At 58.1% G+C, this 14,394-nt stretch carries 12 protein-coding genes; 7 read left to right on the top strand and 5 right to left on the bottom strand.

Features of this window, described 5'->3' with window-relative positions:
- Window positions 1-62: 62 nt before the first annotated feature.
- A complete protein-coding gene (locus WC529_06360) occupies window positions 63-860 on the bottom strand; it encodes a hypothetical protein (GenBank protein ID MFA5113897.1) in 798 nt (265 codons plus the stop codon).
- On the bottom strand, window positions 857-1,660 hold the full coding sequence (locus tag WC529_06365) for a hypothetical protein (protein ID MFA5113898.1): 804 nt from the start codon (window positions 1,658-1,660) through the stop codon (window positions 857-859). Before WC529_06365 ends, WC529_06360 begins: the two co-directional genes overlap by 4 nt.
- 75 nt (window positions 1,661-1,735) lie before the next feature.
- Here WC529_06365 and WC529_06370 point away from each other — a divergent pair, with 75 nt between their 5' ends.
- Window positions 1,736-2,200, top strand: coding sequence for a DUF6790 family protein (locus WC529_06370; protein MFA5113899.1), 465 nt, complete (start codon window positions 1,736-1,738; stop codon window positions 2,198-2,200).
- A gap of 3 nt (window positions 2,201-2,203) precedes the next feature.
- Here WC529_06370 and WC529_06375 read toward each other — a convergent pair whose 3' ends face one another.
- Genes WC529_06375 through WC529_06385 form a run of 3 tightly spaced genes read right to left on the bottom strand, consistent with a single transcriptional unit; the run spans window position 2,204 to window position 3,544 of the window.
- Window positions 2,204-2,359, bottom strand: a complete 156-nt coding sequence (locus WC529_06375) for a hypothetical protein (protein ID MFA5113900.1) — start codon at window positions 2,357-2,359, stop codon at window positions 2,204-2,206.
- Window positions 2,352-2,996 carry a hypothetical protein gene (locus WC529_06380; GenBank protein ID MFA5113901.1) on the bottom strand — a complete coding sequence of 215 codons (645 nt, stop codon included), beginning with the start codon at window positions 2,994-2,996 and terminating at the stop codon, window positions 2,352-2,354. Before WC529_06380 ends, WC529_06375 begins: the two co-directional genes overlap by 8 nt.
- Window positions 2,996-3,544, bottom strand: coding sequence for a GyrI-like domain-containing protein (locus tag WC529_06385; GenBank protein ID MFA5113902.1), 549 nt, complete (start codon window positions 3,542-3,544; stop codon window positions 2,996-2,998). The genes WC529_06380 and WC529_06385 overlap by 1 nt, the downstream gene beginning before the upstream one ends.
- Window positions 3,545-3,618: 74 nt before the next feature.
- Between WC529_06385 and WC529_06390 the strand changes: the two genes are divergently transcribed.
- The 6 genes from WC529_06390 to WC529_06415 are packed head-to-tail and all read left to right on the top strand — an operon-like array spanning window position 3,619 to window position 14,390.
- Window positions 3,619-4,806, top strand: a complete 1,188-nt coding sequence (locus WC529_06390; protein ID MFA5113903.1) for an NAD/NADP octopine/nopaline dehydrogenase family protein — start codon at window positions 3,619-3,621, stop codon at window positions 4,804-4,806.
- Between the two features lie 2 nt (window positions 4,807-4,808).
- Window positions 4,809-5,834, top strand: a complete 1,026-nt coding sequence (locus tag WC529_06395) for an NAD(P)-dependent oxidoreductase (GenBank protein ID MFA5113904.1) — start codon at window positions 4,809-4,811, stop codon at window positions 5,832-5,834.
- A gap of 1 nt (window position 5,835) precedes the next feature.
- Window positions 5,836-7,263, top strand: a complete 1,428-nt coding sequence (locus WC529_06400; protein ID MFA5113905.1) for an MFS transporter — start codon at window positions 5,836-5,838, stop codon at window positions 7,261-7,263.
- Window positions 7,260-9,470: an AsmA family protein gene (locus WC529_06405; protein MFA5113906.1), complete on the top strand. Its 2,211-nt coding sequence runs from the start codon at window positions 7,260-7,262 to the stop codon at window positions 9,468-9,470. The genes WC529_06400 and WC529_06405 overlap by 4 nt, the downstream gene beginning before the upstream one ends.
- Before the next feature lie 28 nt (window positions 9,471-9,498).
- The gene (locus tag WC529_06410; GenBank protein MFA5113907.1) at window positions 9,499-11,463 is read left to right on the top strand and encodes an alkyl sulfatase dimerization domain-containing protein; all 1,965 of its coding nucleotides are present in this window, start codon (window positions 9,499-9,501) and stop codon (window positions 11,461-11,463) included.
- The gene (locus tag WC529_06415) at window positions 11,463-14,390 is read left to right on the top strand and encodes a hypothetical protein (protein ID MFA5113908.1); all 2,928 of its coding nucleotides are present in this window, start codon (window positions 11,463-11,465) and stop codon (window positions 14,388-14,390) included. Before WC529_06410 ends, WC529_06415 begins: the two co-directional genes overlap by 1 nt.
- Window positions 14,391-14,394 lie beyond the last annotated feature (4 nt).

Consider the following 14,394-nt stretch of genomic DNA (forward strand, 5'->3'; position numbering starts at 1 on the left):
TCCTGTTGTGTAACCGGATTACTCAATTATAATGCACGAAGCGGCGGCGCGCAACGCCGGGCTCAAGGTTTGAGCGCGATGATCTTGAGCCCCTGGCCCCAGTCGTCGAACCAGAGGGCGCCGTTGCCGATCATATAGCCGCGATAGTCGGCGTAGATCTCTTCCGGCCGCTGGGCCAGGATAGTTTCCTTGACCCGGGGAGTGAACAGCTCGGGGTAGCGGGCGCTGAAGTCGGCCTGGCCCTTGAGCCGGATCGTCGCGCGGCCGGTGGTCACTGCCAGCGGGTAATGTACCAGACCGGCGAGCTCGGTTTTCTTGTCCTGCCGGACGAGCTCTTTGAGCCTGGCCAGGAAGCGGGTCGCTTCGTTCGCGGAGTAGAGGTTGATCACGCCGCGTTCGTGGAAGCGGTTTTGCGGATTGGTAAAGGCGAAGCGGTCGAGGGTGAGGCCGTTCTCCAGGACGAAGCCCCGCCGGCCGGCGCGGAAAAGATCGAGGCTGGGGCTATCCGCCCATTCCAGGGTGTAATGGAAAGCGTCGGCCACTTTGCCGTCCCTGTCCAGTTTCACGACCAGGATATCGTGGAAGCGTTCTTTGCCGGCCTCGGCCGAGCGCCCCCGGTATTCCGCCTGGAATTTGTAGAGAGTGCCGTCGCCGCCCGCGATCGGCAGCTCTCCGACCTGGAACGGGCTTCCAGGCGGGTAAGGGGTCGGCAGCCGATCGATTTCCTGGAGCGCCTGGTAGTCAAAATCGGCATGCTTGACCGAGTCGATGAACCTGTAGACCTTGACCGGCCGGTTATCCGCGCAGCCGGACGCCAGCACCAGCGCGGCGAGGACCAGCGGCACGAGCCGGTTGTTCATTGCACCGCGGAGACGATCAGGCGCCACTGCGTGCCGTAGAGCCCCACGGTCGCCCAGGTTGCCTGTTTATGGACGGTGGTGGCGCGGTCCCGGTCGAGGAATTCGTAATGGCCGCTCCCTTCCGGCGTGGCGACGACCTGTTGGGCAAAAGCGACCAGCGAGGGGAATTGCGCATAGCCGGGATCGGAAAAGGTCATTTTGCCGACTTGCAGGATGTCCCGGTCAAAGATCACTTTGCCGTCGAGCTGGATGGCGAGCGCTTCAAAGGTGACGCCGCCGGCCTGGTCGTTAACGATCTTCCTGATCAGCGCGTCCGGTTGGAAGACGAGGGTGGTGTAACCGATCGTTTTGCCGTCCGGTTGGGAAACTATCGGGTAGCCGAGCGCTACGGCGTTGAACCCTTCGACCGCCAGGAACATTTGGCCCATGGCCGGTTTGTTCGTTGAGCGCAGGGTTTGGAAAAGGGCCTGGTTGGTGATGCTCTGGCCGACTCCCGAAGAATAGCGGGCGGATGGTTCAACGGCCAGCAGCGTGCCGTCCAGGCTGATCGAGGAAACGACGATCGCCGAATTGACGTCGCTATAGACGTCATAAAGGGCCTGGCGGGCATTCAGCCCTTTGAGGTCGGTGGCGGCCAGCTTGATCGCCGCCAGCTTCATCACCCCGTTCATCCGGTTGAGCTCGTTTTGCACGGCGGTTTGCAGGTCGGCAACCGCCGGCGGTTTTGGCGCTGTTCCCATGGCACCGGCGGTCGTGGCGACAAAAAGCAGGACGGTGAGCGCGAATAGTAGTTTGTTCATGAATTCCTCCTGGCGTTATTATACAACGGATTCTGCTATAATTCCTGCCAGGAGGTATCCATTATGTGGCTGTTCATGTTCGTTTTGGCGCTGGCCGTCTCGCTGGCCAACATTTTTTTCTCTAAGAAGCCGCGGACGCTCAAAAACATCATTGGGATCATCGCTCTTTACCTGCTGGTCATCGACATCGGGGTCGGCGGCTTGATCGGCGCGTATATGCACACGGCCAGGGCGGATTACACCGCGCAAATGATCGGCTGGGCGGCTGGCAGCCCATTCCAGTATGAAGTGGCGATGATGAACCTGGGGATCGGCGTGCTTGGCATCCTTTGTCTTTTCTTCCGCCGGGAGTTTTGGCTGGCTGCGGCGCTTAACGTCTTGGTCGTCTATTGGGGCTGCGGCGTCGGGCATGTCCGGGAAGTGCTGCTCAAGGCGAACGTTGCCGCCTGGAACGCCGGTCCCGGCATCATGTTCGGCGACTTCATTCTGCCGGCGCTGGTGCTCGCCCTGGTGATCGTCCACGGCCGGCTGAAAGATTAGCGCCTAGTCGAACAGGATGATAAGGACGCCGTGGATCGTGGCCGCGGTGATCGCGGCGTAGGCTATCCACCGATGATATTGCAGCTTGACCCTTCTTAGCCCGGTCAGGAGCGTTAGCAGCACCAGCGCGTAGGTCGTTATTCCGAGTAATTTAAACATCCTTTTTTACCTGGGGGAGGAACTTAATGATGTGCGGTTCCCCTTTGATCTTAACGGTCAGGGTCAAAGGATATTCCAGCTGGAAGTCGGGGACAAAACAGAGGACGCCGCCCCGCCGGTCGTTGGCGTAGACCGGCCGAAAATCAAAATATTCCGCGATCCCCTGGTCAATGATCTTGATCAGTTTTTCTTTGGTCGGGGTGTTCATCGTGTTCATGATCGTGTCGACGGTCGCCTGGATCAGCTGGTCCTGGATGGCGCCGCCGGTGCCGCCGGACATCTTGGCCCGGGTGGCGACCAGGTCCTGGCGCGTGAGCATTTTGACCGGCTTCAGGTCGCGCCCGTCGGCCAGGGAGACGGCATATTCCTTAACGCCGAGGTCCTGGCCGGTCAGGTTGCGGATCTCCAGGCTGACGGCGATAACGTTGTTAAATTCGAAGATCGCGCTGGTGATCCGGCAATCCGGCAAGGTGTATTCGGCAAAAGTGTCGTTGCCGATCACGACGCTCTTTAAGCCCGGTTGGTCTACCTGCGGTTCGTAATTGGTGGTGGCCAGGGGGACCTGGGCGCAGCCCAAGGTCATGAACAGCCCGGCCAACAGCGCTAAGTATCCTAAATGGCGCAGCCGCTTCTTCATTATTTGGCGAGCTGGAAGATGTAGAGCGTCTTCCTGGCCGGCATGTCATAGAGCTCCATGCAGGCGCCCAGCTCGGCTTTTTTGGCGTTCATTGCCTTATTAAGCTCCGGATAGGCTTTGAACGGCCCGATCATGTAGGATAGGTTGTTCCTGATCGGGAATTCGGCGACCAGGCAGTCGCTGGCCCGCCAAGTCTTAATTTTGAACTTTTTCCGCAGCTGCCGGGCTTTACCAAAGTCTTTTGCTTCCAGGACGCAGCCGATCTCGCTCCGCATCTTGTTTTGGTCGACCATTTTCGGGTCGTTCAGGTAAATGCCGAACCCTTTTTCGGTCATGACCCCTTCCAGGGTGCAGCCGTCGTAGACCCGCTGGATCACTTTGCCGGTGTTGGAGTAAGGGCCGACGTACTCTTCGTAGACGAGCGTGTAGGGGCCGACCTTTTGGACGGTCACTTTGGGCGTGGAGAAAACCCCCATGTAAGCCAGCCAGGCGGCGACGATCAAAACCAGAGCGACGATCACGATCAATCCCCATTTGATTATTTTCATTGTTTTTTCCTCCCGTTGAAGGTATTATACTGCCAGGTCGCAAAAGGCGCAACCGGAACAAGGAGGAAACATCGATGCCTAAAGTTACAGTGCTCGGCGCCGGTAATGCCGGACAAACCCACGCGTTCCACCTCACCACCAAAGGCCACGAGATCTGCCTCTACGAACATCCCGATTTCGCGAAAGCGCTCGACAGCATCAAACAGAACGGGAATGCCATCGAAGCGGTCGCGGAGTTCAAAAAGGGCGACCTGACGATCAAGAGCGCTTTGAGCGGGACCGCCAAGGTCGCCAAGGTGACCACCGACATCAAAGAGGCGCTCGACTGGTCGGACATCATCATCATGCCGGTGCCGGCTTTTGCCCAGGCGAACATGTTCAAGCAGATGATGCCGCACCTGCGCGACGGCCATCTTTTTACCATCCTGCCGGGGAACGAAGCGTCGCTGATCTTTGCCAAGATGCTGCGCGAAGCGGGGATCAAGAAGAATGTCACCTTCTGCGAAGCGGCCTCCATCCCCTACGCCTGCCGGATCGTCGGCCCGGCCAAGATCTTTATCGGCGGGATGAAAGACGCCTTTGAGTTCGGCGTCTTCCCGGCGAACCGGACCGCGGCGGCGGTGAAAACGATGAAAGCGATCATGCCGCTGGAGCTGGACGTCAAGCAGAACGTGATCGAGGTCCATTTTTACAATTTGAACATCATTGCCCATCCGGTGACCGCGACGCTGAATATGGGAGCGTTCGAGAGCCGCAAAGGCGAGTTCTTCTTCTACAAGGAAGGGATGTCGCCCTCGGTCAGTAAAGTCCAGCAGAAGGTCGACGACGAGCGGATCGCTATCGGCGCCAAGTTCGGCTTCCAACTGGACTCGTTCATTTCCTTGATCAAGCTCTGGTACCACATCGACGCCAAGGATATCCATGATTTCTCGCAGATCACGCCGATCCATAACGCCTTCGGCTACGACGCGCCGAAAAGCCCGCAGGAACGCTATATCGCGGAGGATACGCCGTATATCCTGGTAACGATGCACGAGTATGCCGGTCTGGCGGGTGTGGCAGACCCGGCGATCCGGAGCATCATCGATATCGATAACATATATAATGATACCGATTACTTCCTGCACGGCCGGACGCTGGTCTCACTAGGTTTGGCAGGGATGACGATCAAGGAGATCCTGGAATACGCCAAGACCGGCGAACTGAAGGTCGGCAAAGCCGCTGCGAAAACGGCCCAGCCCAGCAAAGAGCTGAGGCCGTAACGATGAAGGCGGCATTCTTCGACCTGGAGGGCTGGGAGCTCCCCATCATTAATGACGCCTGCCAAGGGGCAGGGATCGAGATCGTGAAAGCCGAGAGCGGCCTGCTGACCAAGGGCATGCTGCCGGAGCTCAAGGAGATCGAGCTGATCTCGGTCTCCTTTTCGGCCGTTGATAAAAGTGTGATTGATGTCCTCCCCAAACTGAAACTGATCAGCACCCGCACTACCGGTTTTGACCAGATCGACCTTCCCTTGGCAAAGCAGCAGGGGATAGCGGTGATCAATGTCCCGAGTTACGGCGAAAATACCGTGGCCGAGTACGCGTTCGCCCTGCTCCTGACCCTCTCGCGCCGGCTCAGCGTCACTTTTATCCGCAGTATGTTCGGGATCTTTGACCAGAAAGCGGTCAGGGGGAACGATATGCTCGGCAAGACGCTGGGGGTGATCGGTACCGGCCGGATCGGCCAGCGGCTGATCAAGATGGCGGCGGGCTTTGAGCTGAACATTATCTGCTTCGATCCTTACCCGAACCAGGGGCTGATCGACAAGTTTGCCGTTAAATACGTGCCGCTCGAAGAGCTATTGAAGAACTCGGACCTGATCAGCATTCACGCCCCTTATACCAAGGAGAACCACCATTTGATCAATGCCGATTCCCTGAAGCTGGTCAAAAAGGGATTACTCCTGGTCAACACCGCCCGCGGGCCGATCGTTGATACGACCGCGGTCTTGCAGGCGGTCAAGGACGGAGTGCTCGGCGGGGTGGCGCTCGACACCTTCGAAGGCGAGCAGGTCTGGATCAAGGAAGAGAACATCCTGGCGATGGAAACGGATGCTCTGCCCCCGGCCGAAGCTTTTAAAAAGGCGCTCGAAGGCTTTTTCTTGCAAAGATTCAAGAATGTGGTCCTAACCCCGCATAATGCGTTCAACAGCCACGAAGCGGTCAGGCGGATCATTGACACTGCTTTAGCGGATATGGCCGCTTTTGCCGCCAAAGGCGATTGCGACCACCGCCTCGACAAGAAATAAAATGGAAGACCATGTCGTCCGCGACCGCCGGCAGCAATTCTGGCTGATCGCGATCATCTCCGCGATCTCTTTTTTGATCACCCTTGATTACAATAGCCTCAACATCTCCCTCCCGTCGATCGCCAATTCTTTTGGCGTAAAAGTCGGCGTGGTTTCTTGGTTGCCGACCCTTTATCTGCTCACGATCACCGGCACGCTGCTCGGGTTTGGCAAGCTTGGCGACATGAAGGGGTACAAGCTGGTCCTCTGTCTCGGCCTCGGTCTGTTCGCCCTGGGCGGACTGGCGTGCGCTCTGGCCCCGACCTTCCCGGCGCTTTTAGCCGCCCGGGTTTTCCAGTCATTGGGGCAGGCGATGTACAGTCCGATCTGCATTGCCATGCTGACGACTTTCCTGCCGACCGACATGAAGGGGAAAGCCCTGGGCCTGTACGCGACTTTTCAGGGGCTCGGGTTGGCTTCCGGTCCGGCACTCGGTGGGTTGATGAACTCGCTCATCAGCTGGCGCGGCGTTTTTCTTTTTACGGCGCCGCTTGCCTTGCTGATCCTGCTGGCCGCAGTTAAGCTCCTGCCGTCCAAACAACCGCCGGCCAGGGAAACGAGATTTGATCTGTTGGGCGCGATAGTTCTGCTGCTCGGCATGGCGGCGATCTTGTACGCGCTTAACCAGGGGATCCGGGTCGGTTGGACCGATCCGTTGATCCTGGCTTGCCTCCTGACGTTCCTGGCGGCGTTCGGCGCCTTTTTCCTTCGGGAAAAGAGCTGCGCTTACCCGCTGCTCGATCTGAACCTGTTCCGGAACCTCAATTTTACCTTTGCGGTCCTGGCTGCTTTTATCGCCCTGGGGATGCACATCGGCAACAGCTTTCTCTTTCCTTTCTATCTGCAAATGATGCGGCATCTCTCCGTCGGTGAGATCGGCCTGCTGGCGATGGTCCCTTCGGTTATGATGATGCTGCTGGCACCGTTCGCCGGCAACCTGTCGGACCGGTACGGCTCAAGGTATATCTGTTTGGCCGGGATGGGTCTGGCGGCTGCGGCTTTTGCGCTTTATTTTTGCTTGTCGCCCGATTCGAACATTTATTATATTGCCGGGGCGATGTTCCTGCTTGGCAGCGGGATGGGGCTTTTTATCGCCCCGAACAACAAGCTGATCATGGCGCAGGCGCCGGCCGACAAGCAGGGGGTCGCTTCCGGCGTTTACAAGATCGCCTTGAACGCCGGTTCCTCGGTCGGGATCGCTTTCTACATGCTGGTCCTGGCGCAGGTTGTCCTGTTCGATATCGCCAAAATGAACATAATGCTTAACCAGGTCCGCCAGCACACTGATGTCATGATGGCCGGTTTCCGTGGGGCCTTTCTGTTCGGCCTGTCGCTGGCGTTGCTTGGTATGCTTCTCTGCTACTTGGCGAAAGATAAAACGCCAGCGTGATTAAACGATTATTTAAACTATTGGCGTTGCTGCTGGTCTTGTCCGCTCTTTTATCGGCCGGCGCCTGGTACGGTTTTAATTCTTACCTGCTTCCCCGGGTGATCGTTCCGGCAGTCTTCAAGGAACTGTCCAGAACCAACCAAGACCTGCCGATCGAGATCTACATTCGCGGGCTCGACTACCATCCTTTCCGGGGATTCCTCTTCAAAAAGATCGAGCTTTATGTCGAGCAGCCAAAAGGGAAAGACCTGGTTTTTCAGGCGGCGGAGGTTGATACCGACCTGGACTGGCTGGCGCTGGTCTGGAAAAAGGTGAGGATAACCCGCTTCAAGGTTAGTGGAGCGACGCTCAATATCAAGCGGGACAAGGCCGGCGCCTGGAATTTTGCTCCGCTCCTCAAGATCGACCGCCAAAGTACGGCGACGCAGGAGTGGAGCGTAGCGCTGGAGCGGATCGAATTCAACGACGCCGCGGTCAATTACGCCGACCGGGCGAACAAAAAGAATGAGTTAACGCGTTCGTTCCCGAAAGTCGACCTGGCGATCGGCTGGGAAGGGAAAGGGCAGTTTGCGGTCGACCTCCGGGGAGAAGCGGCCGACCCCCGGCAGGAGTCATTTTCCGCCCGGTTCAAGGCCGATGCCGCCCGAAAAAGCGTGAGCGGCGAAGCGGCGGTCAAGACCGTCCGCCTCAACGATTACTGGCAATATTATCTGGATGATCTCTGCCGGCCGTGGCATCTCAAAGCCCAGAGTGTCGCCGCCACCGTTAAATTCTCCGTTGCCAGCCGGGAAGCGACTTACGCCGGACAGATCAACGTCAAACAAGGAGCATTGCGCAACGGCGAGTACAGCGGTTCCGGCAATCTGACGTTCGGCTACAAAGCGCGGCTGGAAAAAGGGCGGCTGGTCAATAAAGGGACGGTCTTTAAACTAACGGCAGATAACCTGGCGATCTTTTCCGGCCGCAACAAACTGATCACCAGGGCGCGGCTCAAGACGCTGATCGACGGGGACCGGTTCGCCATCGAAAGATTCAGCGGCGAATCGTTCAAGGGGAAATTCGACCTGCATAGCGAAATGACCCAGAAGGGGGACGACCTCGAGCAGCTTCGGTTGGAGGGGACGGTGCAAGACGCCTATGCCGGGATCAAGATGAAGTTCTATCCGAACTGGCAGGCAACGGCCGGCGTGTTGCTGACCGCCGAGTCGTCCCGGGTGCTGGCCAATATCACTTTTACCGACCTGCGGCAGCTCCGGTTCATTGCCGCGGTCACCGGCGAGGTCAGTTTGCCTGATCTTGCCGACCTCATCGATCTGAAGTTTGTGCTGGTGCTCCCCGGCCTCTCCCAGGAGGTAACGCAGAAAGACCTGAAGGGGAAGGTTGTCCTGGCCGGTTATCTGAAGGGGCGGTATGGTGAAGGGAAAAGCCTGGATGGCTGGCTGGACGTGGCGTTCCGCAACTTCAGGATCAAGAAAGCGGAAGAACGTTCTTTTATCCTCAACCTCAAAGCTAATAACGGTCGTTTTCAGGCGGTCATTCCCGTCATGCCGCTTTACCACGGCTATTTTGGCGGCGGCTTTGTCTTTGATCCCGACCGCTGGGGCGTCGAGCTCCATTTTGAGGATCTCGACCTGGCGGCGCTCGGTTCGACCGACAAACGGTTCCAGGGGATGGCCGGCAAACTAGCGGCCAACGGGGCTTGTCTGGCCCCGTGGAGCGATCTGTCCTCGATCAAAGGGGGCGGTTATTTTAAGATGACCGACGCTAATCTCCAGCCGGCGCCGATCTTCAAGATCATCGAAGAGGGGATCGCCAGCGTTAACAAGGGCTTTACCTTGCCGGACTTCAAGAGTATCGAGGGGAATTTTCAGGTCGCGGACGAGAAACTGACGATCGATAACGCTTATGCCAAAGCGTCTAATATGGACCTGAAGATCGAAGGCGATTACGCTTTTTCCGGCGAAACGGACTTTACGCTCGGGGTCAAATTCTCGCGCGGCAGCAACTGGAAGCTCGCCCGGCAGGTCCTTTTTCCGGTGACGATCGGGTTCGACGTACTGGCCAATTCGATCCAGGTCGACATCAAGGGCAAATGGCCCGATCTCCAGCAGAAGACGCTGATCAAGACGCTGCAGTGGATGGACGCGCTCTTTGACCCGAACATGAAGTTCGAGCCGGATAAATACACGCTTAAGCAGATCTGGTGATATAATAACCGGCAGACCCGCAAAAGGAGTGACGATCGTGAAGAAAACGACCTGGGCCATTATTCTGCTCCTCTCTCTGGCCGTGACCGCTTTTGCCGCTGAACCGAAAGACGCCTCGGACCAGACCAAAGCGCTCAATGCCGCGCTGCGGCAACAACTTCCTTTTAATAATAATGAAGATTTTGCCGATGCCGCGCGTGGTTTGATCACCGCGGAAACCGGCCTGATCGTTCGCGACGATCAGGGGAAGGCGGTCTGGGACCTGCAGCAGTATGCTTTCCTGGACGGCGACCCGGCTTGTCCGGACACCGTCAACCCGAGCCTTTGGCGCCATGCCCGGACCGACTATATTCACGGCCTCTTCAAGGTCACGGATCACGTTTATCAGGTGCGCGGTTACGATCTGTCCTGCATCAGTTTTATCGAGGGCAAGACCGGTTATATAGTAGTTGACCCGCTAGTCTGCGCCGAAACTGCGAAAGCGGCCCTGGCGCTGGTCCATAAGCACGTCGGCCAGAAACCGGTCGTGGCCGTGATCTACACCCACAGCCATGTTGACCACTGGGCCGGCGTCAAGGGGGTCGTGTCCGAAGCGGACGTTAAAGCGGGAAAGGTCAAGATCATCGCTTCGCAAGGTTTTCTGGAGGAAGCGGTCAGCGAGAATGTCATGGCCGGGAACGCGATGTCGCGCCGGGCAGCATACATGTACGGCAACTTGATCCCGAAAGGGCCCAGGGGGCAGCTGAACGCCGGCCTTGGCCCGACGGTCTCGCAAGGCACGATCACCATCATCGCGCCGACCGACGTCATCAAGAAGACCGGGGAGACGCGGACGATCGACGGGGTCAAGATCGTCTTCCAGTATACGCCGAACACGGAAGCGCCGACCGAGATGAACTTCTATTTCCCGCAGTACAAGGCGCTCTGCATCGCGGAGAACTGCGTCCACACCCTGCATAATCTTTACACGCTGCGCGGCGCCAAGGTGCGCGACGCCAAGTCGTGGGCTTATTTCCTGAACGAAGCGATCGACCTGTTCGGCGGCCAGGCCGACGTCATGTTCGCCAGCCACCACTGGCCGAGCTGGGGGAGCGAAAAGATCACCGGCATGCTGGCCAAACAGCGCGACGCTTATAAATATATCCACGACCAGACGCTCCGCCTGGCCAATGAAGGATTGAACATGGTCGAGATCGCCGAGCAGATCAAATTGCCGGAGACGCTGGCGCAGGCGTGGTATAACCGCGGTTACTACGGGACGGTCAACCACGACAGCAAAGCGGTCTACCAGCGGTACCTCGGCTGGTTCGACGGCAACCCGGCGACGCTTGACCCGCTGACACCGGTTGCCGCCGGCAAGAAATACGTCGAGTTCATGGGCGGCGCCGAGGCGGTCATCAGTAAGGCGAAAAAGGAGTTTGTGAAAGGGGAATACCGCTGGGTTGCCCAGGTCCTGAACCACGTGGTCTTTGCCGATCCGGGGAACAAGGCGGCGCGCGAGCTGGAAGCGGACGCGCTGGAACAGCTCGGCTACCAGGCCGAGTCCGGCGTTTGGCGCAACTTTTATCTGACCGGGGCGCGCGAGCTGCGCGCCGGGATAGTCAGGATCCCGGCCAAGACGAATAGCCCCGACGTCATCGGCGCGATGTCGCTCGACATGATCTTTGACTTCATGGCGATCCGCCTGAACGGCCCGCAGGCGAACGGGAAGACGATCAGGATCAACTGGGTCCTGACCGACACCGGCGAAAAATATCTGCTGACGGTGGCCGATTCGGTCTTAAACTACTTCCCCGGGAAGCAGTCCGCTAAGGCGGACGTCACGGTCACGCTCAAACGCTCGACGCTGAACGAAGTGCTGTCGGGGGTGGCGTCGTTCAAGAACAAGATCGTTGCCGGCCAGATCAAGATCAAAGGGAACATCTTTAAGCTTATCGAGCTGATGGAGCTGCAGGACAAGTTCGACCCGAACTTTAGGATAGTCGACCGGTAATGGCGAGATATTTCTGGACGGCGCTGTTCTTGCTCTGTTGCCTGGCGCCGCTCCAGGCCGCGACTTACGAAAGCCAGGCGCTGCTCAACGGGACCAACCTGGCGGATTTCATCGGCGACCATCTCGGTTTTCTCTACGATAGCCACGGTTGTTTGCATTTTACCCCTTCCGATATCTACCTTTTGGTCAGAACGGTCCCCAAAGGGGCGAAGCTGACGATCAAAAGTTACAATCAGAGAACGCTGCCGGACGGCTACGCGGCGGCGCCGGTCTTCAGAAAACTGGTCACGACCCGGGGCGACGTCAATAAATATGCCGATATGTTCAAGAAAGGGAACGCCCGGCTGGTCGTTTATCCCGGGCTCGGCCAACTATTTGTCCTGGTCGGCGACCAGCCGCTGGTCAAGATGAAGACGTCGCCCGGTCCAGCCCAAGACTACCGGCTGGTTTTCTCTGCCGACCCGGACGGGCGGATCGGTTGGGATAGCTCGCTTTCCACGCCGACCGACCCCGGCGACTATAAGATCCTCGGGACGACCGCTCATTACCTCAGTAACGCTTATCGCGATATCACGATCGTGCCGTTCGGCGGCTGGCTGGTCAAGCAGAAAGGGAACTGGGTTTTCCAGAACGACGACCGCAAGTGGTACCAGGCGCCCGGTTTCATTGCTAACGATCTGAACCAGCCGTATGGCCAGCAGACGGAGAACTATCTCGATATTAATCTGGATAAACAGGGGAAGATAACCGGCGCCCGCTGGGCGGGGAACGATTTCGGCAAGTACGCGCTCCTCTGGACGGTGGACGGCCGGAACCGCTATCCGGAGCTGGGTTACTGCGAAGGGCAGCTCCTTTATGAACAATCGGTCTTGATCAAGGACCTCGCCCAGCTTTTAACCGTGCCGGGCCCCGATTCGTTGGAGGCGTGCATTGCCGGGAATGAGAACTTCAAGCTCTACCGCGCCGTTCATGATTTTCTGGTATCCAGCGGCGAGGTCGCGGCGGCGAGCCTTGATCCGGTTTCCTGCAGTTATGTGAAGCTCTTTAATGGTTTTCCCTTGAACGCGGCCGATAAAGTGAATATCGACGACCGGGTGGAAAAAGCGTTCCGTGATCAACGGGCGGGGAAATATCCGCTGCTGCCCGATCAAAAGCAGCGCCAGCTCGGCTTGTATAACTTTGTCCGCGATTACGATAATGTTTTTGACAAGAACGCCGGCTGGTACGTCATGGTCCGCGACCACTGGGACGTCTTGAGCGATTTACGGGCCAAGCTGCGCCGCGATTATAACGCCTTTGGCCTGTACTCTCCGGATAACCGGGTCATCGCCTTGGAGCGGTTCTTGAACGACCGGCTGGAGTTCCGCCAGGTCGTTATCCCCAAGCGGGGCAAGCCGCGGTTGACCTTTGCCGATTTTGCCAGCACGGCGGAAGAACAGTCGATCTTCAACGCCCGGGAGAAAGAGGCGCTCCGCGGCCTGATCCGCGCCGCCGCCTCGGGGGAAACGGCGGTGCCGGAGATCTCTTCAGTTCAGGCGCTCAACGACTACAACTTCGGCGTCCTGCTTAACGCGATGCTGGGCAACTTATATAAAAGCCACGGCTGCATGCACGTCTCGCCGCTTAACGTTTATATATTGAACAAAGTCCTGCCGGTCGGCGCCCGGATCACGATCAAGCCGTACGCGGAGAAAGCGCCGGCCGGGTACGATAAGCTCCCGTTCCTAGCGGAGATGGTGAACTTCAACGACGATCTTACCGGCCTGGCGGCGCAGTTAGCCGATCCGGGCTCCGTCAGGGCGATAGTCTATCCGGGATCCAACTTATGGATAATTTCTTTAAAAGATAAACCTTTTGCCCGGATGATGATCGAAGCCGGTTTCCAGCAGAAGGTCAATATCATGCAGGGGCGGGACAAGAACGGTTATCCGCTGTTCGCCAAGGACATCGCTTACCCGACGCCCCCCGGCAGTTATTCCGTCTTGCGGAAGGTCGATAATTACGTTTCCAACCTTTATTACGACACGACCGTCGTGCCGCAGGGGGCGCAGCTGAAGAAGACCGGCGGCAACTGGTCGTACCGGAAAACGGACGGCAGCTGGGGAAACGTGCCGGACGCGATCAACGACGACTTGAACGGGTCGCGCCGGGAACGGACCTACGAATATTACGACCTGGGACGGGACGACAACGACAAGCTGGTCCGCGCGAAGTGGGGGAGCAACACTTTCGGCCGCTTCCCGATCCTGCTGACCAAAGACGGCCGGACGCCGGCTCCCGAGCTGGTCCACACGACCGGCGACCTGATGATGGAACAGCGGCGGCTGGTCGGCGACCTGATCAGGGTGATGGCCTCGACTTTTGAGAGCTTTAACGCCGCGACCGCGGCCAGCCGGAACTTCGATCTCTACACGATCTGCTACCAGTTCACGCAGGACCCGCAGCGCGCCGACCTGCTTGAGCCGATCGAAAGCGGCAGCTACAAAGCTTATCTGGACCTGCCGCTCAATGCCGACGAGCAAGCGGCGCTGCCGCCCGATGTCATTGCCTGTTTTAAGCTATACAAGGGGAAAGAACCCCTGACCCAGGCGGAAGCGGACCTGCTCGTCAGGGAAGGATTGGCCCGCTGGCAGGGGGGAACTTTGAAGGTCGATGACGCCAAGGCCTACGGGGTCCTGTACGACCTCTATCAATACGTCGTTTCGATCAGGAAGAATGCCAATATATACTCGACCCTGCAGGACAACTGGAACGCGCTGGCCGATATCCGCCAGGCGATGCTCCGGGACCTGGGCCGGCTCCGGATCAAGGACCCGGCCGTTTTTGCCGAACTGATGCGGGAGCTGATCACCGAACGGGCGCAAATGGAGCGGTTGACCCAAAAGGACGCATACCGGATACTCGACGAACAACTCGAAGACAATTGAGGCG

This window comes from Candidatus Margulisiibacteriota bacterium (assembly GCA_041650855.1).
Lineage (GTDB): Bacteria > Margulisbacteria > WOR-1 > O2-12-FULL-45-9 > XYB2-FULL-48-7 > JALOPZ01.

Coding starts and splice junctions, on each gene's coding strand:
- WC529_06360 (MFA5113897.1), bottom strand. CDS start 860: ATGAACAACCGGCTCGTGCCGCTGGTCCTCGCCGCGCTGGTGCTGGCG.
- WC529_06385 (MFA5113902.1), bottom strand. CDS start 3,544: ATGAAAATAATCAAATGGGGATTGATCGTGATCGTCGCTCTGGTTTTG.
- WC529_06390 (MFA5113903.1), top strand. CDS start 3,619: ATGCCTAAAGTTACAGTGCTCGGCGCCGGTAATGCCGGACAAACCCAC.
- WC529_06375 (MFA5113900.1), bottom strand. CDS start 2,359: ATGTTTAAATTACTCGGAATAACGACCTACGCGCTGGTGCTGCTAACG.
- WC529_06370 (MFA5113899.1), top strand. CDS start 1,736: ATGTTCGTTTTGGCGCTGGCCGTCTCGCTGGCCAACATTTTTTTCTCT.
- WC529_06365 (MFA5113898.1), bottom strand. CDS start 1,660: ATGAACAAACTACTATTCGCGCTCACCGTCCTGCTTTTTGTCGCCACG.
- WC529_06400 (MFA5113905.1), top strand. CDS start 5,836: ATGGAAGACCATGTCGTCCGCGACCGCCGGCAGCAATTCTGGCTGATC.
- WC529_06395 (MFA5113904.1), top strand. CDS start 4,809: ATGAAGGCGGCATTCTTCGACCTGGAGGGCTGGGAGCTCCCCATCATT.
- WC529_06415 (MFA5113908.1), top strand. CDS start 11,463: ATGGCGAGATATTTCTGGACGGCGCTGTTCTTGCTCTGTTGCCTGGCG.
- WC529_06380 (MFA5113901.1), bottom strand. CDS start 2,996: ATGAAGAAGCGGCTGCGCCATTTAGGATACTTAGCGCTGTTGGCCGGG.